Genomic DNA, 22904 nt, shown 5'->3' on the forward strand with positions numbered 1-22904 from the left:
GGGGGCAGTTGGCCGGGCGGGGGAGGAAAAGCTGGGATAAACTACGGATATGGTGCGACAACGTGCTATGAACACCACCTAAGAAGGGAATTGCTAGTGCACAATGCAATCGTTGTATTTGAGGTAGAGGGCGGCTCCGATAAAGGCGCAGATGGTCACCGTAAGGACACCATGCCGATCGTCGACGCGATCAAGGAACAAGGCTGGAATGCGGAGGTTATCTACTTCCACCCAGACAAGGCGGAGGAAATCTACGCCCAGGTTTCTGAAAACTTTGATGCGTATATCTCTCGTGTGAACCCAGGCAATATCCCCGGCGGCGAGAAGGGCTACTTCGAATTGCTCACCAAGCTGGCAGACGCCGGCCTGGTAGGCATGTCCACTCCGGCGGACATGATGGCCTACGGCGCCAAAGATGCACTGGTCAAGCTCAATGACACCCCGCTGGTGCCGGACGATACCGCCGCGTACTACGAGGTAGAAGAGCTGCACAATACTTTCCCCACCTCGCTGTCTTATGGTGAGCGGGTGCTCAAGCAAAACCGCGGTTCCACCGGTGAGGGCATCTGGCGCGTGCGCCTCGCGGACCAGGAGCTTGCCCAGGCCGTGGAACCGGGCACCGCGCTCCCGCTCGATACCGCCCTGAAGTGCACCGAAGCAGTAGATAACCAGACCCACGATTACAAGCTGGGCGCCTTCATGGACTTCTGTGACCAGTACATTGAGGGCGATAACGGCATGCTGGTGGACATGCGCTTTATGCCGCGCATTGTGGAGGGCGAAATCCGCATTCTCCTCGTGGGTGACGAGCCGGTATTCATCGTGCACAAGAAGCCAGCGGAAGGCGGCGACAACTTCTCTGCCACGCTCTTCTCCGGCGCAAAGTACACCTACGATAAGCCGGAATCTTGGCCGGAGTTGCTCGAGATGTTCGAGAAGGCTCGCCCCGTTATCGCAGAGAAGCTCGGCGATACCAAGGACGTTCCGCTGATTTGGACCGCGGACTTCATGCTTGACGATGCCCCCGATGGCACCGACACCTATGTCCTCGGCGAGATCAACTGCTCCTGTGTTGGCTTCACTTCCGAGCTAGACATGGGCATCCAAGAAAAGGTTGCCGCCGAGGCAATTCGTCGCGTTCAGGACGCGAACGCCTAGCGCACGCTGTATTCTGCCAAGTGGCCCCACGGGTGACCGTGGGGCATTTTCCTACCATCCCCCTAAAGCATTTTCTAAGGACCAGATTATGGCTGATAATGATTTCAACTCCGACGGGTTTCCGAAGGATTTTTCTCCGCGCGATTTTTCTGAAACCCCGCGTCACCGCGCCGAGGACGCTGCGAAAAGCGCCGAAGGCGCCGGTGCCTCCGAGGTGAATGAGACTAAGGAATTCGGCTCTACCGATGCCAAGGAGACGAAGTCTTTCGGCCACACCGATAAGCCTGGTGAGCCTGGAAATTCGAGTGACCTTTCCTCCCCGAAGCCGAGCGCGGAGGGCAACTCCTCTGACTTCTGGGCCTCCTCGAAGTCCTCCACCCCAAGCGGGGGCGCTGCCTCCCGTGCGCATAATCCATTTACGGATTCGGCATCGTCGGACGCTGCTGCGAACGGCGATCAATTCGGCTCCGCCCAGTCCGCTAACGATCGGCCGGTTTTCGGCGGCTATACCCAGCAGCAGGGCACGAGCCAGGGATTCGGACAGTTCCCGCAAGCAGGCGATGCCACTGCCGATTCCGGCCAGACTCTCGGTAATAAGAAGAACCAGATGAGTGACGCCCTCAAGGGCTTGGGCAAGAAAGACGGCCTATTGGGCGGACTCTTTGAGTTCGAGTTCAAGCACTTCCTGACACTCACCCACGTGAAGGAAATCTACAAGGTTGCCATGATCCTTGGTGGCATCATGTGGATCCTTCACCTCCTCGGTGCCTTCTTGTTCGCCACCGGCATGGGGATTTATGGCATTCAGGAAGATTCCGCGTCCGCCATCTTCGGAAGCATCTTTGCGTTCATCTTCCTGGCGGTACTGAGCACTGTCATTTACTACGCAATCATGGTCGCCATCAGGCTATTCCTGGAAGCCATGGTGGCTAACGTGCGCATCGCCCAAAACACCGGCGATATCCTGGACAAGATGGACTAGCGCTGTAATGAGCTGCTTGCGCAATTAAGCGAGCAAAGGCGAGCGCCCCGGCGGGATTCCGCTGGGGCGCGCTTTGTTACAGGCAGAGACGTTTAAGTGCCGGCCTAAAAGTTAGTCGTAGGTGCCAAGCTGGTAGCTGGGAAGGTCAACCCACATCTTGTTGAATTCCGCGACTTCACCGGATACCGGTTCGAGGGAATCGCCCTGTGCCCGCAAGCGCACAGTGTGGTGGGCGGTAATGCCCTCTGCGGTGGTGCGGCTGCGCTCTCCCCACGTGAAATCGACCTCGTTGTCTGAGACCGGGGTGATGCTCTCTACCTTGTGGAAGATGGACATGTCCTTGGCCGGAGCGCCATTGATGTAGAAAGCTATGCCATCAGCAATAGAGGCGCCGGTGCCCGCCGGACCGTTCAAATCGCCCATTGAGCCGCGGAAGATGATCCAGCTAATCGTGGCGCACGGGTCATAGGAGTTGTCGATATCGGCGATCCAGTAATTGAAATCGCTGCCGTCATCGGCGGGCATGCGCCCGGGGGCCGTGCCAGAGGCGTAGACCTTGCGTGGGTCGTTGGGCAGCTCCGTGCACTCGCTGTCCTTGCCCTTCTCCTGCTGCTGCGTGGTTTCCTCCTCGTCCCCGTCGGTGGACTCAGATGGGGAGGGTGCTGCTGCGGAATCCGCATTCTCCCCGCTGGAGGACTCGTCCTCGGCAGGTGCTTGGCTGGAAAAGACCGGCGCTGGGGAGGAAGAAGAATCCTCCTGAGCAGCGCAGGCGCTCAGCGCGAACGGCGCGGAAGCGGTGAGCAGTGCGGCAGCGGAGAAACGGCGTAGGCAGCGCGGTGTCACGGCAGGCATGCGGGAACTCCAGGATTAGTCGAGGAGGGTGGCGACGGAGTCTGGGTCGGCGTCGGAAAGCATCTGGCGAATGCGGTCGTATTCGTCGTCCTCGCCGATGGCCTTGGCGGCGTGGCCGAGCGCGGCGATGGCGCGTAGGACTCCCTGGTTCGGTTCATGGGAGAAGGGGACAGGGCCCCAACCCTTCCAACCATTGCCACGCAGGCGGTCGAGGCTGCGGTGGTAGCCCGTGCGCGCGTAGGCGTAGGCGGTGATGAAAGCGGACGGTTCAGAGCCTTCCTGCTCCTTGAGCTCCTGCTCCGCCAGGAGCGCCCACAGCAGCGGGGAATCGGGGTGGGCAACAATGCCGGCGGCGAGATCCGAGGTGGACTCTGCGCCGGGATCGGCCGGCAGCTCAATGGGTTTCGGGGCAAGCATGTCTTTCATTTCCATGTCACCCCACTGTAGCGACGCCCGCGCGCTGCTACCAGAAATCAGAGACGTTCAGATCAAAGGCATAGAGCGCGCGGCGCACCACCGGCAGAGAGAGCCCGATAACGGAGGAAGGATCGCCTTCGATGCGGTCAATGAACCAGCCGCCCATGGCCTCCAAGGTGAAGGCACCGGCGCAGTGCAGAGGCTCGCCGGAGTGGGCATAGGCTGCGATATCGGCATCGCTGGCCTGGGCAAAGTGCACCGTGGTGGTGGACGTTTCCACATGGCGCTTATCGCCAAAGATGAGGCAGTGGCCGGTCAGCAGCTCGGCTGTGCGGCCGGCTTGCTGGTGCCAGCGCTCAATGGTGGCTTCCTCGGTATGGGGCTTGCCTTGTAGCTCGCCGTCGAGCAGCAGCATGGAATCGCCGCCGATAACGGGCTCGGTGGGGTAGCGCCCGGCCACCTTTTCAGCCTTGGCGGTGGCGAGGGCCGCCACGATATCGGCCGGCGGGTGGCCCGCGAGCGAGGCTTCGAGGGAGCGCTCGTCAATATCGGCCGGCTCCAATACGGGCTCCACGCCCGCGCCGCGCAGAATAGACGCGCGCGAGGGTGATTGGGAGGCGAGGATAAGTCGCATTAGAAGTACCGGACGGTATGGAAGGCGGAGGGGTTGTAGACGCGCTGCGCGCCAAAGCGCTCGAAGCGCTCGGCTGGGTTACCCCATTCATTGCGTTCTCCGGTAGCGCCCGAGTGCTTGGCGCTCATCTGCGCCAATACGGTGCGCAGGGCCGCGAGCTCATCCTCGGTGGGATTGCCCTTGACTACCTTGATTTCCGGCGTAGACATTTCCCCTCCTAAACGGTTCCGTGCTTCTTCGGTACCTGGGCCACGGCCTTGCGCTCGAGCAGGCGCAGGCCTTCTACCAGGTAGTGGCGGGTTGCCGTTGGCTCGATAACATTATCGGCCAGCCCGCGCTCTGCTGCGGCATACGGGTGCAAGAAGAGGTCGTCCATCTCCTCTTCCTTGTCCTCCGAGCCATAAATGGCCAGGGAAGCTTGGGAGGCCTGGGTGACGGCAATTTCCGCGGTGGGCCATGCGTAGACCAGGTCCGCGCCGAGGTCCTTGGCGCCCATAAATGCGTAGGCCGGGCCAATGGCCTTGCGGGTGATCACAGTGAGCTTGCCGACGCTCGCTTCAGCCTGCGCATAGGCAAACTTCGACGCCCTGCGCAGCAGTCCGGCCTTTTCCTCTTCCGGGGTAGGCACAAAGCCTGGGGAGTCCACGAATTCCACGATGGGAGTATTGAAGGCATCGCAGGTACGCACGAAGCGTGCGGCCTTTTCGGCTGCGGCGGAGTCCAGGGCGCCGGCCAGTGCCAGCGGCTGGTTGGCTACGATGCCGACGGCGCGGCCATCGATGTAGGCAAAGCCGGTAACGATGTTTTGTGCCGCCTCGGCAGAAAGCTCGAAGAAGGAGCCTTCATCGACGACAGCCTTGATGACCTCGCACATGTCATAGGCCTGCGCGGCGGTATCGGGGATGACGCTATTGAGATCAAAGTCCGCGACGCTACCGGCCTCCACGCGCGGCGCCTCGGCGCGGTTATTGGCGGGGAAGTAGGCCAAAACATCGCGCACGAGGGACAAAGCCTGCTTGTCGTCGCTGGCCACCAGGTGAGCGGTGCCAGACTCTGCGTGGGCTGCGGCGCCGCCGAAGGTCTCTGGTTCAGCGCCGGCCACGTGGCTGGCGGCCTGGTGGAGGGCGGTGCCTTGGGTAACTACGAGGACATCGGCAAACGTCGGCGCGAACGCCGCAATGCCGCTGGTATTGCCCGCGACAACGGAAATCTGCGGGATAAGGCCCGAAGCCTGGGAGACACGCGCCAGGAGGCGGGCGTATCCGGCCATGGTGACGATGCCCTCTTGCACACGCGGGCCGGTGGATTCATAGATGCCGATGATGGGCACGCCGGTCTTGATGGCGAGGTCATATACCTTGGTGAGCTTTTCGGCATAAACCTCACCCATCGTGCCGTCGAAGATTTCGCCGTCCTGGCTAAAGACGCAGACGCGGCGGCCGTCGATAGTGCCGTAGCCGGTCACTACGCCATCAGTATAGGGGCGGTCATGCTCGCGACCGAAGTCGGTAGAGCGGTGGCGGGCTAGCGCGTCCGTTTCCACGAAGGAGCCCTCATCGAGCAGCTGCGTCACGCGGGTGCGGGCGGCCGGCTCGCCTTCTCCCAGCGGCGCGCGGGACTCGGCGAGCTTGGCGTCCAGGTCCTCGATCTTGCCGGCGGTGGTTTTCAGGTCAGTCATAGGCCCCCACACTACTAGCGCACCCCTCACAATGCGGAATGGAACGCTGCGGGGACGTGGAGTGGAAAACGATTGTGTGGTAAATGCCACTGGAACGTGGGCGGTGCATAAAACCTGGGAAGTTCTTGAGTGGCGCTAGGCCGAAGGGCCCTAATCTGGGGGTAGGGTCTGCTGTAAACATTTAGCGGTGCTCGGCAGGTGAGCGCCCATTATTGCACCTCAAGGTAGGTAAAAACATTAGAAAGAATTTCATTCAACTATTGATGTGAGCCCTGTAAGCCCTTATGATTGCCTGAGTCTTCATGAATGTTTCCCCTGATTTTTAACGATCTATTAAGGACGGTCTTCTGGTGATTAAAAAGGGACTGCGTTTGCTCGCACCGCTCGCCGTAGCGGCTCTCTTCACGCCAGTGGCACACGCGGGAGATGTTCCCCCGATGCCGCAGGCATATCCCATTTCCAACCTCTACAAGAGCTGCAGTGCCGCCGGCGATAATGCAGAGCGCGAATGGCGCTTTGCAGAAACCGGCCGCCGCTACATGAGCGACGGCACCCTGCAGTTTAAAAACACCACCAACCAAGAAGTGCCCTACACCGCCGAGGTAGAAACTGGTACCAATCACGAGATTGAAGCCAATTCCAAGGCCAAGCTGCCTTCCGGTTGGGACACCACCGCTAAGTCCGATATTGGTCTGAAGATGACCAACGGCTGGCGCGATAAAGAAACCTTCGGCCCTGTGAAGCTGAAGCCAGGTGAGTCCTTCCGCGTCGAATACGGCGTCATTGAAAAGGACTTCATCTCCATGTTCGTAGGCTGCAACGATGACCGCTTGGAAAATATCCCAGGCTCTAATGTCATCCGCGGTAAGGGCCCGGCCGAGCGCTACGCCTTCGCCTACATCATCAAGGCGGACGGCTCCGTGTCCGATCTGGCCATGGAAATTCCATCCCGTTCCCCGGGTGCAAACTCCAAGCCGATCGAGGGCAACTACACCTCCGTATCCGGCCCGAGCCTAGAGAAGATCGCCGATCCGAAGAAGGACGAGATCATGCAGCCTTCTGCAGATCTGCAGCGCGATCCCTCCTGGCCTAAGGAAGGCGATAAGTGTGAAGCCGGCGATAGCTCCTGGTACCCGCTGGACATCACCGCGGTAAAGCCGACCTACCGGAAGGCTGGTTACTCCACGGACTTCCTCAACTGGTCCAAGGGTGACTACGAGTTTGCACCGGTAACTGACTTCGTCGTTGGCGCCGAGCACGCCCCGTACACCAATTGGCAGGGCAACCGCGGCGATATTCCGAAGGGTTGGCTGGAGTCCGTTGGTGCCGTAAAGCGTGCCTACATGCCGGTCGGCACCGAGCTCAAGCACGTCGACCTCAAGCCGGGCGAGCGCGTGCGTGTGGAGTATGGCACCACCATGACCCGCATCAACTACCGCGAGATTCACTGCGGCAAGAGCGGAAACTACGACCTCACCTCTAACTACAAGCAGACCTCCGCCCCAAGCGGTTTTTGGGCCGAGGCCAAGATCACCGATAAGGACGGCAATACCCGCACCGAGGACGTCACTCCGGACGAATTCCGCGACCTGCCGGTTCCTACCCAGACCATCTACTAAACACCACCCGCATCTACGCAAGGAGAAAGTTTCATGTTCAAGTCCAAGATTGCTTCTACCACTGCGGCTCTTGCCGTTGCTTCCGGCCTCATCTTCGCTCCGGCCGCTAACGCCCTGCCGCAGCGCGACCTCGGCCCGGCTAACCCGACCACCATTGGCGAGCGTTGCTCCAACCCGGGCGACACCGGCCAGACCGTTGACATCAAGCGCACCTACTTTGATGGCTCTGCCGGTTCCTGGACCGTGTCCAACTACAACGATGAGCCGTTGCCGGTAACCCGTTCCATCACCGAGACCAAGACCAAGACCTGGAATGTGTCCGCAGGTATTGACTTCAAGCTGATGGACCTCATCAACTTCACCTTCTCCTCCAGCTACACCGATAGCCAGTCCTACGAGGTAGGCGAGCAGGTTGGCCCGTACAACATTGCTCCGGGCAAGACCGCCGTCCTGCGCGCCGGCTGGGTTGTCTCTGACTTTGAGGGCCAGAAGACCGTGTGCGGCTCCGACCACAAGTGGCAGGCCAACGGCGGCACCTTCACCGCCACCCTGCCGAAGGAGCGCCACATCGAGGTCTCCACCCGCGATAACAACGATTGGGGCTAAACGTGAGCAAGACGTCCATCGCTAGCGCCCTCGCGGCGCTGAGCCTGGTGGCCGCTCCTGTTGCCCACGCCGCTGATTTCGGTGGGGACTTTGAGCTGCCCCAGCGCTGGAACGACGACTACAAGCCAGGCACGCATTGCTCGACGCCTGGTGAAAACGGCACCTACGTCACCGCAAAGCGCCGCTGGTTCAAGCAGACCGACGCCACCAGCGTGGCAAACCGCAACGCCGAGGAAGTACCGGTCAAGCACACCGTTACCCAGGCTCGCACGCAGACCATCGAGGTCTCCGGGTCCGTTGAGGGCACCGGTGAGCTAGCCAAGGTGCTGACCAAGACCTATGGTTTCAACTACGTCAGCGAGCAGCACTGGAAGCTAAACCAGGTGGTTGGCCCGTACACCCTGCCTGCGAACTCGCAGGGCAAGCTGGTGTGGGGCTTTACCATGCTCGACACTGACGGTCAGGATGTGCGCTGCAACTCTGACCAGCAGTGGGAAGCCCAGGGCAAGCCGTACTCGGCTTCTGTGCCAGAAGCGCGCTACTCCGAGCTGCGCCTCGAAGACGCCCCTGAGTGGAACTAGGCCACCTTAACTATTAAGCGCCCTCTCGGCCCATAAGGGCCGACAGGGCGCTTTTCTCTGTGGGTTGCGCGGTGCGCCAGTAGGAGAGGAGGCTGCAGCCGCGCGCTAAGGCTTAGGCCGGCAGCCAGGCGTAGCCGTACGGACCGAGCTCTACTGGTCCCAAGTCGATGGAGCGATCGCTGAAGTTGTGCAAGCACAGCAGATCGCCGCGCTGGTAGCCAAGGACGGCTTCCTCGCCCGTCTCGACCGGCTCGCACGGAGCGGTGCCGAGATCCGGATGGGCGTGGCGCTCGGCAATCATGGAGCGGACGGTGTTGAGCAACGAGGTGGCGTCATCAAGCTGGGCGGCCACGGAGGTACCTCCCACAACCGGAAGGCGGGAAGGTGCTTTGGTGCTGAAACCAGAATGCTCGGAATCGTCCCACTGCATCGGGGTGCGCACCGCATAGCGGTCCGGCAGCGTGGTGTCATCGAGCATGCCAATCTCATCGCCGTAGTAGATAAACGGTGCGCCCGGCAGGGTCATCAGCAGCGAGAACATGAGCTCCACCTTGCGGCGATCGCCGTTCATCAGCGGCATCAGCCGGCGGGCAATGCCCACATGGGCGCGCATTTCATCATCGGGGAGGAAAGCCTCATACATCAGCTCGCGCACGTCATCGTCCACCATCTCCAGGGTGAGCTCATCGTGGTTGCGCAGGAAGGTACCCCATTGGCAGCCATCCGGCAGGTCGGGCAGCTCGTCGAGGATGGAGTAGACCGGGGTGGCGTCGGCAAGCGCCAATGCTTGGTACAACCGTGGCATAACCGGGAAGTTGAAGACCATGTGGAAGCGCTCGCCGTTGCCATAAAACTGCATGGTCTCGGCCGGAGGCTGGTTGGCCTCCGCGATGAGCACCGCATCTGGGTAGTGGGTGTCCATGAAGGAGCGAATCTTCTCCACAAACTCGATGGTCTCCGGCAGGGACTCGCCGCCTGCACCGTCGCGTTCAAAGAGGTAAGCAATGGCATCAAGGCGCAGGCCGTCCAATCCCTTGTCCATCCAGAAGGACAAGATCTTGAACACTTCCTCCTGCACGGCCGGGTTATCGTAGTTCAAATCCGGCTGGTGGGAGTAGAAGCGGTGGAAGTAGTACTGGCCGCGCTTATCATCCCAAGTCCAATTGGAGGTCTCCACGTCGGTGAAAATGACACGGATTTCGGGGTAGCGCTCCGGGTCATCGCCCCACACATAGAAATCGCCATAGGGGCCGGTGGGATCCGTGCGGGAGGCCTGGAACCACGGGTGGTCGGAGCTGGTGTGGTTGAGCGCCAAATCCGTCATAATGCGCATGCCGCGGCGGTGCAGCTGCGCAATGAGCTCTTCAAAGTCCTCCATCGTGCCGTAATCCGGATGGATGGAGTAGTAGTCCGCGATATCGTAGCCATCATCGCGCAAGGGGCTGGCATAAAACGGCGAGAGCCACAGGCAGTCCACGCCTAGCCACTGCAGGTAATCCAGCTTATCGATGACCCCGCGCAGCGTGCCTACCTCCTTATCGCCATCGGCCTTAAAGGAGCCGACGAGGGCCTGGTAGAAGACGGCATTGTGGTACCAGCTCATGAAAGGTCCTTTCTTTTCGCCCGCCAGGTCAGGTAGGTAAGGAGGCACAGGGCGCCGGCCAAGAGGCCGGGCCAGAGGGCGGGGGAGTCGTGGAAGAGATTGAGTACAGCTTGGATAACCGCGAGGACGCTAAAGAATCCGAGGAAGCCTAAGGCGGTATCCCACAGCATGGCCCGGCGCATTAGGCCTTGACACCGCCCGCGGTGAGACCGGCGACGATGCGGTGCTGGAAGATGAGCACCATGATGACCAATGGGATGGTCACCAACGCGCCGGCGGCCATGGTGGCGGCATAGGGGTACTCGAAAGCGGACGGGCCGGAAAAGCGCGCGATGGCTACGGTCACCGGCTCGGTATCGGTGGTGGACAGCTGCTTGGCCAGCATGAATTCATTCCACGTGGTGATAAAGGCGATGATCGCGGTGGTAAAGAGCGCCGGCGCCGCAAGCGGCAGAAGCACTAGGCGGAAGGCCTGGGAGCGCGAGGCACCATCCACCCGGGCCGCTTCTTCCAGTTCCCAAGGCAGCTGGCGGAAGAAGCTCAGCAGCGTATACACCGTCAGCGGAAGCGCGAAGGAAATATTGGGGATGATCATCGCGCGGTAGGTACCAATCCATTCCAGGTTGCCAAAGAGCTGGAAGAGCGGGGTGACCAAGGCAATGGCCGGGAACATAGAGGCGGCCAGGATAATGCCGGTCACGATTCCCTTCCCCGGGAAGTCATACCGGGAGAGCGCATAGGCGGTAAAGACGCCGATGAGCACGGCCACAGCGGTGGTAACCAGGGAGATAAGCAGCGAGTTACCGAGCGCGGCTAGGAAGTCATTTCCCTTATCGGTAGCCAAGGCATCGCGGAAATTATCCAGCGTGACGTGGGTGGGCCACGGGGTGGTATCGAAGGTGAAACGCTGATCCCGCAGCGCCGTCACCAGCATCCAGTAAAAGGGCGCCAGGCCCCAGAACATGATGAAAATGATGCCGGCGTAGTGTCCGAATTTACGCATTATTTAGCTGCCTTCCTGCCGGAGACATCCGCGCCAAGGAAGCGGATGAGGATAAAGGCGACGACGAAGATGAGAAGGAAAATAAGGGTGGAAAGCGCGGAGGCGGAGTTGAAGTTGCCTTGGCGCATATCCTCTACCACCAGCTGCGAGATAGTCGCGGTGGGGGAGTTGGAGGAGCTAGAAATCATGATGACCGGTAGGTCATACATGCGCAGCGCATCCAGGGTGCGAAAGAGCACGGCCACCATGAGCGCCGGGCGCACCAGCGGGAGCGTGATGCGGAAGAAGGTCTGAATACGGTTGGCGCCGTCCACGCGGGCGGCATCGTAAACGTCCTTGGGAATCATCTGCAGGCCGGCCAGGATGAGCAGCGCCATGAACGGTGCGGTCTTCCATACGTCCGCGATGATGACAGCCAGGCGAGCGTAAAACGGGTCCGTGGTCCAAGCAATGTTCGCACCAAGCAGCGAGTTAACGATGCCCTCCGGGGCGAACATGAACTGCCATAGCTTGGCCGTAACGGCCGTAGGAATGGCCCAGGGGATAAGCACCGCAGCGCGCACCAGCCCGCGGCCGCGGTACTCACCATTCATAATGAGCGCCATCAGCATGCCCAGGATGGTCTCCAGCAGCACGGTAACGATGGTGAAAAAGAGCGTGATCTTAACCGCCGGCCAAAAGTCCGTGGCGATAACGCCCGGCGGGCAGGTAGAAATCTGACCAGTGCCGGAAACACACCGGTTATTAATCCAGTACAGATAATTTTCCAGCCCGGCAAAGCCGCCTTCCTCAAAAAGCCCCGTTTGCGGGTTGAGCTGCCTATTGCCTTGGAAGGACAGAAAAATGGCGCGGATGATGGGGTAGCCGATGATGACGGCGAGCACGATGAGCGCCGGAGCAATCAGCCCGGCCACACGCCCATAATTCTTGCGCTGGGGCTTCGGCACGCTTGCCGACGCCCCCTTCGGCGCCCCCTTGGACGCAGTCGGCGAAGCTATAGCCACGCTGGACCGCCTTTCTGTTCAAGAAATGCTAAGTATTGGCTAGATTCTATCCCCATTAGGGGAGTGAAAACCACAAAGGGTGAGGCGGCGGGGTGTCCGCCTACCTCACCCGGATTGGGCGTTTAGCCCTGGGAAGCCGATTCGATGGCCGCCTTCATATCGGCGGTGGCATCATCTACCGACTTGCCATCCGTCAATGCAGCGTAGGCATTGTCTTGGATGGCCTTGGAAATTGCCGAGTAGAACGGGGAAACTGGGCGTGGTGCTGCGTTCTCCAGAGACTCCTTGAGTGCCGGCAGATACGGGAATTCCTGCTGCAGCTGCGGGTCATCGTAGATGGAAGCCAAGACCGGCGGGAAGGACTGCTCCGCGAAGGACTTCTGGTTGTCCTCGTTGATGATGAACTTCATGAAGTCGAGCGCGGTGCCCTTATTCTTGGAATTGATATTGATGCCGTTGTTATAGCCGCCCAGCGTGGACACGCCTACGCCGTCCTTGCCCAGCGGGGCCTGAACCTCGACGTCGACGCCGGCATCCACCGCGTTGGAGTACATATAGGGCCAGTTCATGGCGAAGGCGGTCTTGCCCTCGGTAAAGGCCATATTGGTTTCTTCCTCGGTGGCGGCGGTGGAGTCCTTGGAAATGGTCTCCTCCTTGTAGGCATCCACCATGGCTTGCAGGCCGTCCTTGGCCTCCTTGGAGTCCACGGTGACGTTGCCGTCCTTATCCAGGACGGAGCCGCCCCAGCCTTCCATAAAGTCGGCGGTGTTGAGTGCCAGGCCCTCGTACTGCTTGAGCTGGGTGGTCAGGCAGTCCTTGTCCTTGTCCAGTGCCTTGCACGCGGACTTAAGGTCCGCGAACTTCTCCGGCGCCTTATCCGCGAGCTCGGTATTGCGGAAAAGCAGCTGTCCGTTGGTGTTTTGCGGCAGGGCATAGAGCACATCGTTATAAGTGGCAGACTCTACGGTGGCCGGCAGAAGCTCATCCGTATTGGTTTCAAAGTCACCATTGAGCGGTTGGAGCCACTGGTTGGCGGCGAACTCTGCGGTCCACACCACGTCGAGAGCCATGACATCGTAATCATCGCTGCCCGCCTGCAGGGACTGCACCAGGGTTTCGCGCTGGGCGTCGGCCTCGCCGGCCAGCTCCTTGAGGGTGACCTTCTCGTCTGGGTGCTGCTCGTTCCATTTCTCGATGATGGGGGTCACCTTGTCCGTGTCATTTTTGCCCATGGCAAAGGTGATGGGGCCGCGCGCATCCGCGCCGCCCTCGGAGGAACCGCCCGCCGCGGAATCGGAGGAGGAGGAAGAAGAGCAGCCGGCCAGTGCCAAAACTGCGGTTGTCGCAACGGTGGTGCGAAGCAGGAATTTCTTCATGGAATTCACCTTTCGGAAAACTTTCGTTTCTTTAAACTTAAAATACGGAAACCAAAAGGTGGATAATTTTGGCCTATTTAACTCTAAATGGGGGGTAGTAAGGGGGATGCGGCTGGCGCGGCCGTGTACCTGTTCTACGACGGCCTAGCTGCCTTCGTGGCTAAGTCTCCTCCGTGGGGAATCGTGGGTGCTAGTTGTATTGACCTTAGATATTAATTGGTTTGCCGAGATCCGCCCCGCTGGGTAGACTCTGCCGCATGTACTCAGGCATCGCTTCCATGAAGCTGCGTTCCGCCCGCTGACGGCGGCGGGACCCCTTCTGATCTTTCGTCTGCCGTCTTGGCCATCTGCCGGGCGGCCATCTTGTGCTGCCCGGCTCCATGACGAGCTGAGAGTATGCAATGCCAAACACACCAACCTTGCGGTCATGTGTGTGGAGTGGAACGCCCCAAGGGCTCGCCGCACACATCCGCGCTGAATCAATCCACATCACCTTGGGGGACAGGCACCTCCTGAACGGGCTGGACGTCACCGTCTCCGCCGGCTCACGTCTGGCGATCGTCGGGGACAACGGTCGTGGCAAGACCACCTTGCTTCACATTTTGGCCGGGCTCCTGACCCCTGACTCGGGAGTAGTGACCCAGATGGGTTCCCGCGTCTTGGTTAAGCAGGACATGTCTGCCGAGGGTAACCGCACCGTCGGCGACCTCATCGCCGAAGCGACTGCTCCCTCTAGGTCTGCGCTCGAGGCCCTTGACGTCGCGAGCGCTGCACTCGCCGCGGGTGACGACGCGGCCGATGCCTATTCCGCAGCGCTCGAGACCGCCACGCTACTGGACGCCTGGGACGCAGAAAGGCGGGTGGACATCGCACTGGCAGGCCTCGACGCCTGCAGCGACCGCGCTCGCATCCTGTCGACCTTGTCGGTCGGACAACGTTACCGGGTCCGGCTCGCCGTCGCACTTGGATCGACCCCCGACCTGCTCCTGTTGGATGAGCCCACCAACCACCTGGATGCTGAAGGACTGTCTTTTCTAACCGAGCAACTGCGTGACCACCCTGGTGGCCTGGCTCTGGTCAGTCACGACCGTGCGCTGTTGCATGATGTGGCGACGACCTTCCTGGATCTCGACCCGACCCGAGATGGTGTCCCGCGAACCTACTCGGGCGGCTACAAAGGCTGGATTGAAGGCCGCCGACGAGAACGCCTCAAGTGGGAACAGGATCACGCCGCCCAGGTTGCCCGACACGAGGAACTGACACGCGCTTCAGCCGAGGCGCGCTCCCGCCTGTCCCAGGGTGGATGGAGACCTGAAAAGGGCACAGGCAAGCACCAACGCGCCACACGCGCTGCTGGAGTGGTCCAAGCCTTCAACCGACGTATCGAAGACCTGAAAAGTCATGAAATCGGCGTCCCGGCGCCGCCACTGCGTCTTGCGTGGCCCGCCTCGGCAACCCGTGCCGGACAGAGCATCATGAACGCCACCCAGGTTACTGTGAAGGACCGATTGGACGCTCCGGTTTCGGTCGACGTGAACGGCGGTGACCGGTTGGTGGTCACCGGACCGAACGGCGCGGGAAAATCCACGCTGTTGGCACTTCTCGCAGGGCGGCTGGCCCCCACCACGGGACATGTGCGAGTTAATCCGAGAGCGCGCATCGCTCTGCTGTCCCAAGAGGTCCCCGACTGGGACCGCTCCAGCCCCGCACACGAGGTCTATGAGGCCTACCTGGCGAAGCTAGGCCGTCGAGCTCAGGCGCCGTCCCTCGGCTCGCTCGGGCTGCTCGAAGCCTCCGCAACCGGCACGCCGGTGGGGCGCTTGTCGCAAGGACAGCAACGCCGTCTCCACCTGGCCATGTGTCTGGCCCAGGATCCAGACCTGCTGCTCCTGGACGAGCCCACCAATCATCTGTCCTCGATCCTCGTTGATGACATCACCACCGAGCTGCTGCAGACCTCCTGCGCGGTGATCGTTGCCACGCATGACCGGCAGATGCTCCACGACCTGGCCGACTGGCCCTACCTGAACCTTGACCTGAAGGACATGCCATGAACCCGCTTCACCCCTTGACCATCCCCACGTACCGTCAGCTGTTCGCAGCGATGGTGCTGACCATCTTCGCCCAGGGTGCCTGGGCCCTCTACCTTGCCATGCAGACCCTCGACCTGGGCGCCACGCCAGCCGCCCTGTCGGGTGTCGTAGTCTGGAGCGGCATTGGCCTGCTTGCAGGATCCCTCCCAGCTGGCGTAATCGCAGACCGGTTCCCCAATAAGTCCGTCATCGTGAGCGTGCTCACCCTGAACCTCACCATCGCGACCGCGACGTCCACGGCAGCAATCCTCGACATTGTCACCTTCTGGATGCTCGCGGTCTCCGCGTTCATCATTGGCACTTCAACCGCATTCTTCTTCCCCGCCTACACGGCGCTGGTGCCAGTCCTGGTGGACGGCGACGACTTAATGGCCGTCAACGGCCTCGAAGGCGCCGCCCGCCCGTTGGTCGGACAGGCAATTGCGCCCGCCGCCGTCGGAGCGGTCATCGGTGCCAGCATGCCCGCCGCTGGCGGATACCTCATCGCAGCAGCACTCGGACTTGCCCTGCTTGCGGCTCTGCAGCTTCCCGCCCCCACCCGCGCCGAGTCCGAGGCCGACGGTGCGGAAGACTCACTGATCACCGACCTGCTCGACGGCTTCCGCTACGTTTCCCGCACCCGTTGGGTCCGCTCCAGTGTCCTGTTCGCGGCCGTAATGGGACTGGTAGTGACTGGACCACTCGAAGTCCTCCTACCTGCCCTCATGCGCTCATCGCATGAAAACGGACCTGCACTCTACGGCACCGTCCTGGCTGCCCTCGGCGCGGGCGGGGTGGTGGGTTCTCTGCTAGCTGGGTCGTGGCGCACACCGGAACGCTTCCTGCCGGCCATGGTCGGTGCCTGGGTGATCGGATGCCTGCCCCTGTCCATCCCGGCGCTCACCAGCAATTCGTGGGCCATCGGCGCAGGCCTCGCGTTCTACGGGGCGCTGATCGGGATCGGAATGGTCATCTGGGGAGCAGTACTCCAAGAACAAGTCCCCTTGGAGATGCTCGGCCGGGTCGCCAGCCTCGACTTCTTTATATCCATCGCCTTCATGCCTCTGTCCATCGCTCTCACCGGACTCCTCAGCCGCCACATCGACATCAGAACTCTGTTTATCGCCGCCGGCCTAGTGCCACTGGCCACGGGAGCACTCCTTGCATCCCTGGGACAACTCAAGATGCCGCAGAAGACGCTCGTCGAGGCAGGAGAGGATTAATGCATGCCAACGCCATCCTCACACCTCGCCACCGCCCGGAGGTCGCCCAACTCCTCGTCGACGACGGATGGCCGATTAGCGAGGTCGCTGCCCGCTTCCAGGTCTCATGGCCGACCGTATCCTCTCGTCCTGCCATTTCAACCGGCTGACTCGCGTCGGCCGCGCTACGAGCATGACCACCCCGGAGCAAGCCCTACGACCCGTGGATAGGCACGGTCTACGTCCACGTCGTCATCGACGACTACTTCTGCCGCGTCTACGCCGAGATTCACGATGGCGAAACCGCAATCACCGCCACCGCGGTCCTGGTGGGGTTGGCGAGTGATTCAACGCCCACCGGTATACTTCCGAAGCCGAACGCCGCGGTGAGCTCGACGCCTGGCTGCATTACTACAACCGGCATCGTCCCCACACTGCGTGTGGAGACCAGCCGCCGTTTTCACGTTTGACTTACGGCTCCGGTTAGTTCAGCTAGTCCTGGGCGATGCGACGGCCCGTTTCTGGATCGAAGCGGTGCGCCTCGCGTGGGTTGAAGGTCAGTACCACCTCTTCACCGCGCTGCGGTGGGGTACCTTCGGCGCGGGCGACCAACCTATTCTCGCCCACGGTGACATAGACATAAGACTCTGCGCCCAGCTCTTCCACAATGTCCACCACGCCCTGGAAGCCTACCGGACCTTTATTGATAAACATTTTTTCCGGGCGCACGCCCACGCGGGAACCGTTGTAGTCAAAGATGTTCATCGCCGGCGAACCGATGAAGCCGGCGACGAATTCGTTTGCGGGGGCATCATAAAGCTCGCGTGGCGGGGCAACTTGCTGCAGCTCGCCGTCCTTGAGCACTGCCACGCGGTCACCCATGGTCATAGCCTCAACTTGGTCATGGGTAACGTAAACCGTCGTCGTACCCAGGCGCTGCTGCAGGCTGGCCAGCTCGGCGCGGGTCTGCACGCGCAGCTTGGCATCCAAGTTGGAGAGCGGCTCATCCATGAGGAAGGCCTTCGGTTCGCGCACGATGGCACGGCCCATGGCCACGCGCTGGCGTTGGCCGCCGGATAGATCCTTGGGCTTGCGCTTGAGATACTCGGTCAGTCCGAGTGTTTCCGCGGCTTCGTGCACCTTGGCCTTGATTTCGGTCTTGGGCAACTTCGCCAGCTTCAAAGCAAAGCCCATATTTTCTTCAACTGTCAGGTGCGGGTAAAGCGCATAATTCTGGAAGACCATGGCGATATCGCGATCGCCTGGTTCCAGGTTGGTCACGTCCTTGCCATCAATAGTGATGCGGCCGCTGGAGGTAGGTTCCAGCCCCGCCAGCGCACGCAGCGTCGTGGACTTGCCGCAACCTGAAGGGCCAACGAGGACCAAAAACTCGCCGTCCGCGATATCGAGATCCAAGTCCTTAACCGTGGGAGCGCTCGCGCCGGGGTAGGTGATGTTGACCTTTTCAAAAGTGACCTTTGCCATGCGCAACACACTAGCACCATCGGTGGCCGGTATCCTTAAAGCTTATGACTGCACTTGATTTGGAACGCATCCGTACCGCGCTGGCAGACGATTTCACCACCATCGATTTCGTGGAAAAGACCGGCTCCACTAATACCGATTTGATGCAGGCCAACAATGTTGCGGATGGCACTGTGCTGCTTGCCGACGAACAACTTTCCGGCAAGGGCCGCCTCGGCCGCTCGTGGACCGCACCGGCCGGCTCCCAGGTTATTCTCTCCGTGCTCTTGCTGCCGGAATCTCTCGATCGCCTCGGCACCCTACCTCTGGCAGCGGGCCTCGCGGTGACCGATTCCATTGAGGGCACCGTGCTGAAGTGGCCGAATGATGTGCATATCGACGGCAATAAGCTGTGCGGCATCCTCGCCGAGGCCGGTCCCGTGGGCCAAGCCTTCAAGGCCGCGCCAAAGACCGAGCTCACCAAGGTGGAGGTAGGCAAGGCCGAGGTCAACAAGGCGGAGGTTAATAAAGCTGAAGTCAACAAGGCGGAGCTCAATAAAGCCGTGGGCGGTGCCGCGCCATCCGCGCGCGTCGTCGTGGGCATGGGCATCAACGTCACCCTGACGCGTGAGGACCTACCTATTGAAAAGGCCACCTCGCTCGCACTCGAAGGCCGCGATACCGACCGCACCGAGCTGGCCATTACCGTGCTGAAGAACCTGCGCCGTCGCATCGTGCAGTGGGAGAACCAAGATCCGCAGCTCTTGCGTGACTACCGTGCGGTCTGCTCCTCGCTCGGCCAGGAGGTGCGCCTAGAAACCCCGTCCGGCGATGTCACCGGCCACGTCGATGAAATTGGCGAGGACGGCCGCATCATGGTCGCCGGTGAGTACTACTCCGCGGGTGATGTCACGCACCTGCGCCCACAGCAGTAAACCACCACAGTAGACACGCGAGGTAGCATCCATAGCTATGGGACTAATGAAGATGGGCCAAGGTGAGGTCAAGCGCGCGGATGTCTCCGCGCCGTTTCGCGCGCTGATTTTCCCCTTCCTCGAGCTCATCCTCATCACCGGCCTGCTGTGGATTGCCATTGGCTGGTGCGATGTCCAAGCAGTAGATCCGATGCTGCGCAATGGCCTCGTTGTGGTGTGGGCGCTGCTGGGAATCTGGCGCTTTCTCATTCCTCTTTATAAGGCCCGCCGGAAGCGCTTCATCGTGACTAATAGACGCGTCATCGCGCGCGAGGGTCGTAATATTGATTCGATTCCGCTGCAGGATATCCGCGGCGCCCGCAAGCGCCGGGGCGGGGTATCCCTAGCGATTCACGGCTGGGACCGAGCCATGTATTTTCCCAACGTGGCCAGGCCCAAGCGCGTGGCTGAGATTATTAATGATCGCCCTTGGTTTTAACCTCGGTGGTGTGCAGCTGGCTATCCAGATCCTCGGGAGAGAGGTTGGCCCGGCTGAATTCTTGCGTCAGCGGCAGGCGCAGCTCTAGATCGGAGGCGGGGCAGAGCTCAACCTTTGCCTTATCCACTACGTAGTCCAGCACGTGGCCACCGGAGGTGCGGGCGGCGTCGATAAAGTGCACGTGGCAGCCCGGTACCGAGATTCCCTTTTCGTAGACGGGGGTGCGGAAGCCGCCGATAACGCCCTCGACGTCCTTAAAATGCAGCTCCTTATCGCCGCCAACGGCCTCGGACATTGGCGGGTAGGGCTTTTCTTGTTTGACCACCGTGCGGGTGGTCACCTCCTTGAACGTGCCCACGATGCGCACCGCGTACATATAGTTGGCGGAAGGCTCGAGTTTATCGATGAACGCGGAGAGCTGATCGCGGCGCAGGCTCGCGGGGGCGTCGGCAGTAATGCGCGGGACAAAGTTCGTGGCCACCGCGTAGGGGGTGCGCTGGTCTAGGTCTGCAATCTGCGCGGAGCCATCGCCGCGCAGCTGGTAGCAGGTGCCGTCCAAAATGATCATCTCTCCGTCGAGGCCATCAAAGGTGCCGAGGCCAAAATTGCCCTTACCAAGCAGTTCCGAAATGGTCATTTCGCCGTCATAAATGCCGTCCAGCAAAGCGGTCATGAGGGAATTTTGGAAGATGGTATGACGAGTGAACATAGTATCCAGGCTAGTATTGGGGGACGTGAGTGACTTAAAGCCTATTGTAACTGTTTGTGGCGACGGCCAGCTGGCTCGCATGATGCAGCCGGCCGCCGCGGAACTCGATGTTCACCTGCGGATTCTGGCTAGCAAGCCGGATTCCTCCGCCGCGCAGGTCACCCCGGACGTGGTGCTGGGGGATTACACCTCCTTGGAGGAGCTGCGCGGCGTAGCAGATGGCGCGGATGCCATTACCTTCGAGCATGAGCATGTGCCCAACGAGCACTCCGCCGCGCTTATCGACGCCGGATTTAACGTCCAGCCCCAGCCCACCGCCCTCATCTATGCGCAGGACAAGCTCAAGATGCGCGAAAAGCTCGCCGCGCTGGGCGCTCCCGTGCCGCGCTTTGCCGCCATCGACTCGGTGGCCGATGCCCGCGCCTTTTTCGACGCCGTCGATGGCCGCGTGTGCCTCAAGGCCCGCCGCGGTGGTTATGACGGCAAGGGCGTATGGTTCCCCACCGCCGATAATTGCTTTGAGCTGGTCTCCGAGCTGCTTGAGGCCGGAACCCCGCTGATGGCAGAGGAAAAGGTGGAACTTACCCGCGAGCTTTCCATCTTGGTCGCCCGCCGTCCTTCCGGCGAGGCCAAGGTGTGGCCGATTACCCAGTCCCGCCAGGAAAACGGCATCTGCGCCGAGGCCATTGCCCCCGCCCCCGGCCTTACACCGGAACTTTCCCAGCGCGCTTCCGAGTTGGGTCTGACCATCGCCGAGTCCCTCGGCGTGACCGGCGTGCTGGCCGTCGAGCTCTTTGCCTTCGACGGCCCCGAAGGCGAGGATATCTCCGTCAACGAACTGGCTATGCGCCCGCATAACACCGGCCACTGGACCCAGGATGGCTGCGTGACCTCTCAATTTGAGCAGCACCTGCGCGCCGTGCTCGACCTCCCCTTGGGCGCAGTCGACGCGCTTGCACCCGTTACCGTGATGGCCAATGTCTTGGGCGCCGACGAAGATCCCGCCATGCCTATGCCGGGGCGCGTCCGCGAGGTCATGCAGCGCTACCCGCAGGCCAAGATTCACCTTTACGGCAAGGACCACCGCCCTGGCCGCAAGATTGGCCACGTCAACGTCACCGGCGACTCCACCGAGGAAACCCTTTCCATTGCCCGCCAGGCCGCGCACTTCCTCGTGCACGCCGAATGGGCTTAAATTCCTGCCTGTAGAAAGGACACTATGCAACCGCACGTAGGCATCATCATGGGCTCCGATTCCGATTGGCCCACCGTTGAACCCGCCGCTCAGGTCCTCGCGGACTTCGGCATCCCCTTCGAGGTCGGCGTGGTCAGCGCCCACCGCACCCCGGAAAAGATGCTGGCCTATGCCAAGGAAGCCCATACCCGCGGGTTGAAGGCGATTATCGCTTGCGCCGGCGGTGCCGCGCACCTTCCCGGCATGGTCGCCGCGGCTACGCCGCTGCCGGTCATCGGTATCCCCCGCGCACTGAAGGATCTCGATGGCCTTGATTCCCTCCTGTCCATCGTGCAGATGCCTAGCGGCGTGCCGGTAGCCACCGTCTCCATCGGCGGTGCGAAGAACGCCGGCCTGCTCGCCGCCCGCATCCTCGGCGCTGGCGACCCCGCCATCCAAGACAAGATGGTGGACTACCAAAAGCAGATGGCCGAGGAAGTCGAGCAGAAGGATAAGAACCTGCGCGACAAGCTGCTAGGAGAGTAGCTCTCCGGTCTAAGGCCAAACAAAACAAGCACGTTTTAGCCAAAACTACGTAGTTTTTCGGCAGAACGTGCTTGTTTTTGTCTCCTATTCTCTAGCGAAGTTCTCGTCGCTCTTCGCCAACATGCAAAACAAGCACGATCGGGCAAAATTTGCGGAGGAAAAGGATAAAACGTGCTTGCTTTGCATCGTTGTAGCCTGCGGCGTGAGGAAGCGTGCTTTAAGCTTTCGGGCAGGGGAATAATGCTCAAAGGGGGAAGCATGGAAGAAGTACTGGTTTCAGGCCTAAGCAGGGGAGAGCTTAATACTCATGTAGCGAATGGAAAGATAATCCGAATCGGCCGCGGGATTTATACGTGGCGGGAACCGACTCCCATGGAGGTAGCTCGCATCCTGCACAAGCGGTGGCCTGGAATCATGCTTTCAGGCAGCTCTGCGGTGCAGCTGTACTCCAAGAAGGAGATGACCTTTCCTCTGAAATTTGCCTACAGGCATGTCGTGAGTGGTTCGCAGTGGTTTGAAGCCGAGGCAATTTACGGCTAGCGCCCTTCAATTTCTTCCGTGACCTGCTCAAAAGAGAAGCGTTCGCCGGTATCGGCTGCGCGGGCTTGGCGGAGGGCTTCAGCATCTGCGGCGGCTTCGAGGCGGTCAAGGAAAGCTAGTTCTTGAGGCGAAATGATAATTGCGGCTTCCTTACCGTTGCGGGTGACAACGGTGCGGGTTCCTGCGTAGTGGGCTTGGTCAATGACCTGGCCTAAGCGGGTGCGGAGTTCGGAAAGTGGCAAAGACAATGAAAGCTCCCAAAACATCAAAG

Annotated in this window: 25 protein-coding genes and 1 pseudogene; 13 read left to right on the plus strand and 13 right to left on the minus strand. The window is 60.8% G+C overall.

Annotated elements, in window-relative coordinates; genetic code table 11:
- Positions 1-96 precede the first annotated feature (96 nt).
- Positions 97-1158, plus strand: coding sequence for a Cj0069 family protein (locus MHX61_RS05395; RefSeq protein WP_239193351.1), 1062 nt, complete (start codon positions 97-99; stop codon positions 1156-1158).
- A gap of 88 nt (positions 1159-1246) precedes the next feature.
- On the plus strand, positions 1247-2140 hold the full coding sequence (locus MHX61_RS05400; RefSeq protein WP_239193353.1) for a DUF4282 domain-containing protein: 894 nt from the start codon (positions 1247-1249) through the stop codon (positions 2138-2140).
- Between the two features lie 111 nt (positions 2141-2251).
- Here MHX61_RS05400 and MHX61_RS05405 read toward each other — a convergent pair whose 3' ends face one another.
- Genes MHX61_RS05405 through MHX61_RS05425 form a run of 5 tightly spaced genes read right to left on the minus strand, consistent with a single transcriptional unit; the run spans position 2252 to position 5721 of the window.
- The gene (locus tag MHX61_RS05405; protein WP_239193355.1) at positions 2252-2992 is read right to left on the minus strand and encodes a hypothetical protein; all 741 of its coding nucleotides are present in this window, start codon (positions 2990-2992) and stop codon (positions 2252-2254) included.
- A gap of 15 nt (positions 2993-3007) precedes the next feature.
- Positions 3008-3424, minus strand: a complete 417-nt coding sequence (locus tag MHX61_RS05410; RefSeq protein ID WP_239193357.1) for a DUF3151 domain-containing protein — start codon at positions 3422-3424, stop codon at positions 3008-3010.
- 31 nt (positions 3425-3455) lie between these two features.
- A complete protein-coding gene (locus MHX61_RS05415; RefSeq protein WP_239193359.1) occupies positions 3456-4043 on the minus strand; it encodes a nucleoside triphosphate pyrophosphatase in 588 nt (195 codons plus the stop codon).
- Positions 4043-4252: an acyl-CoA carboxylase subunit epsilon gene (locus MHX61_RS05420; RefSeq protein ID WP_239193361.1), complete on the minus strand. Its 210-nt coding sequence runs from the start codon at positions 4250-4252 to the stop codon at positions 4043-4045. The genes MHX61_RS05415 and MHX61_RS05420 overlap by 1 nt, the downstream gene beginning before the upstream one ends.
- Before the next feature lie 8 nt (positions 4253-4260).
- Positions 4261-5721 carry an acyl-CoA carboxylase subunit beta gene (locus MHX61_RS05425; RefSeq protein WP_239193372.1) on the minus strand — a complete coding sequence of 487 codons (1461 nt, stop codon included), beginning with the start codon at positions 5719-5721 and terminating at the stop codon, positions 4261-4263.
- Positions 5722-6071: 350 nt separating this feature from the next.
- On the opposite strand from MHX61_RS05425, the gene MHX61_RS05430 reads away from it, so the two are divergent.
- From MHX61_RS05430 to MHX61_RS05440, 3 genes are read left to right on the plus strand one after another with little or no spacing between them, the layout of a single operon-like run.
- Positions 6072-7340: a hypothetical protein gene (locus tag MHX61_RS05430; RefSeq protein WP_239193374.1), complete on the plus strand. Its 1269-nt coding sequence runs from the start codon at positions 6072-6074 to the stop codon at positions 7338-7340.
- 33 nt (positions 7341-7373) lie between these two features.
- Positions 7374-7946, plus strand: a complete 573-nt coding sequence (locus MHX61_RS05435) for a hypothetical protein (protein ID WP_198492602.1) — start codon at positions 7374-7376, stop codon at positions 7944-7946.
- A gap of 2 nt (positions 7947-7948) precedes the next feature.
- Complete coding sequence (locus MHX61_RS05440; RefSeq protein ID WP_005326721.1) at positions 7949-8527, plus strand: hypothetical protein; 579 nt, start codon at positions 7949-7951, stop codon at positions 8525-8527.
- A 112-nt stretch (positions 8528-8639) separates the two neighbouring features.
- On the opposite strand, the gene MHX61_RS05445 is transcribed toward MHX61_RS05440, so the two are convergent.
- From MHX61_RS05445 to MHX61_RS05465, 5 genes are all read right to left on the minus strand, one after another.
- The gene (locus MHX61_RS05445; protein ID WP_239193376.1) at positions 8640-10130 is read right to left on the minus strand and encodes an alpha-amylase family protein; all 1491 of its coding nucleotides are present in this window, start codon (positions 10128-10130) and stop codon (positions 8640-8642) included.
- Positions 10127-10312, minus strand: coding sequence for a hypothetical protein (locus MHX61_RS05450; protein WP_236587053.1), 186 nt, complete (start codon positions 10310-10312; stop codon positions 10127-10129). The genes MHX61_RS05445 and MHX61_RS05450 overlap by 4 nt, the downstream gene beginning before the upstream one ends.
- A complete protein-coding gene (locus MHX61_RS05455) occupies positions 10312-11133 on the minus strand; it encodes a carbohydrate ABC transporter permease (RefSeq protein WP_239193378.1) in 822 nt (273 codons plus the stop codon). The genes MHX61_RS05450 and MHX61_RS05455 overlap by 1 nt, the downstream gene beginning before the upstream one ends.
- Entirely contained in the window at positions 11133-12137 is a 1005-nt protein-coding gene (locus tag MHX61_RS05460) for a carbohydrate ABC transporter permease (protein WP_370658404.1), read from the minus strand. The genes MHX61_RS05455 and MHX61_RS05460 overlap by 1 nt, the downstream gene beginning before the upstream one ends.
- Positions 12138-12259: 122 nt before the next feature.
- Positions 12260-13513: an ABC transporter substrate-binding protein gene (locus tag MHX61_RS05465; RefSeq protein ID WP_239193380.1), complete on the minus strand. Its 1254-nt coding sequence runs from the start codon at positions 13511-13513 to the stop codon at positions 12260-12262.
- Between the two features lie 401 nt (positions 13514-13914).
- On the opposite strand from MHX61_RS05465, the gene MHX61_RS05470 reads away from it, so the two are divergent.
- The 3 genes and pseudogenes from MHX61_RS05470 (at position 13915) to MHX61_RS05480 (ending at position 17274) form a co-directional block, all read left to right on the plus strand.
- On the plus strand, positions 13915-15567 hold the full coding sequence (locus tag MHX61_RS05470) for an ATP-binding cassette domain-containing protein (protein ID WP_239193382.1): 1653 nt from the start codon (positions 13915-13917) through the stop codon (positions 15565-15567).
- Positions 15564-16808 carry an MFS transporter gene (locus MHX61_RS05475; RefSeq protein WP_239193383.1) on the plus strand — a complete coding sequence of 415 codons (1245 nt, stop codon included), beginning with the start codon at positions 15564-15566 and terminating at the stop codon, positions 16806-16808. Before MHX61_RS05470 ends, MHX61_RS05475 begins: the two co-directional genes overlap by 4 nt.
- Positions 16808-17274: pseudogene (locus MHX61_RS05480) on the plus strand (integrase core domain-containing protein). The gene MHX61_RS05475 and the pseudogene MHX61_RS05480 overlap by 1 nt, the downstream one beginning before the upstream one ends.
- 5 nt (positions 17275-17279) lie before the next feature.
- On the opposite strand, the gene MHX61_RS05485 reads toward MHX61_RS05480, so the two are convergent.
- Positions 17280-18272 carry an ABC transporter ATP-binding protein gene (locus tag MHX61_RS05485; RefSeq protein WP_239193385.1) on the minus strand — a complete coding sequence of 331 codons (993 nt, stop codon included), beginning with the start codon at positions 18270-18272 and terminating at the stop codon, positions 17280-17282.
- Positions 18273-18316: 44 nt separating this feature from the next.
- Between MHX61_RS05485 and MHX61_RS05490 the strand changes: the two genes are divergently transcribed.
- The gene (locus MHX61_RS05490; protein WP_239193387.1) at positions 18317-19186 is read left to right on the plus strand and encodes a biotin--[acetyl-CoA-carboxylase] ligase; all 870 of its coding nucleotides are present in this window, start codon (positions 18317-18319) and stop codon (positions 19184-19186) included.
- 37 nt (positions 19187-19223) lie between these two features.
- Positions 19224-19664, plus strand: coding sequence for a hypothetical protein (locus MHX61_RS05495; protein WP_239193389.1), 441 nt, complete (start codon positions 19224-19226; stop codon positions 19662-19664).
- Here MHX61_RS05495 and budA read toward each other — a convergent pair.
- Entirely contained in the window at positions 19642-20373 is a 732-nt protein-coding gene (gene budA, locus MHX61_RS05500) for an acetolactate decarboxylase (protein ID WP_239193391.1), read from the minus strand. The two genes, MHX61_RS05495 and budA, sit on opposite strands and share 23 nt — an antisense overlap.
- Positions 20374-20452: 79 nt before the next feature.
- Between budA and MHX61_RS05505 the strand changes: the two genes are divergently transcribed.
- The 3 genes from MHX61_RS05505 to MHX61_RS05515 all read left to right on the plus strand — a co-directional run bounded on the left by MHX61_RS05505 (position 20453) and on the right by MHX61_RS05515 (position 22633).
- Positions 20453-21568 (plus strand): 5-(carboxyamino)imidazole ribonucleotide synthase, encoded by a 1116-nt coding sequence (locus MHX61_RS05505; protein WP_239193490.1) that lies wholly within the window; start codon positions 20453-20455, stop codon positions 21566-21568.
- A gap of 24 nt (positions 21569-21592) precedes the next feature.
- On the plus strand, positions 21593-22093 hold the full coding sequence (gene purE / locus MHX61_RS05510) for a 5-(carboxyamino)imidazole ribonucleotide mutase (RefSeq protein WP_005322524.1): 501 nt from the start codon (positions 21593-21595) through the stop codon (positions 22091-22093).
- Positions 22094-22351: 258 nt separating this feature from the next.
- Complete coding sequence (locus MHX61_RS05515) at positions 22352-22633, plus strand: type IV toxin-antitoxin system AbiEi family antitoxin domain-containing protein (protein WP_239193393.1); 282 nt, start codon at positions 22352-22354, stop codon at positions 22631-22633.
- Here the strand turns inward: MHX61_RS05515 and MHX61_RS05520 are convergent.
- Complete coding sequence (locus MHX61_RS05520; protein WP_239193395.1) at positions 22630-22881, minus strand: type II toxin-antitoxin system Phd/YefM family antitoxin; 252 nt, start codon at positions 22879-22881, stop codon at positions 22630-22632. The genes MHX61_RS05515 and MHX61_RS05520 overlap by 4 nt on opposite strands.
- Positions 22882-22904 lie beyond the last annotated feature (23 nt).

The organism is Corynebacterium sp. ACRPF, assembly GCF_022347395.1.
GTDB classification, from domain to species: Bacteria; Actinomycetota; Actinomycetes; order Mycobacteriales; family Mycobacteriaceae; genus Corynebacterium; species Corynebacterium tuberculostearicum_D.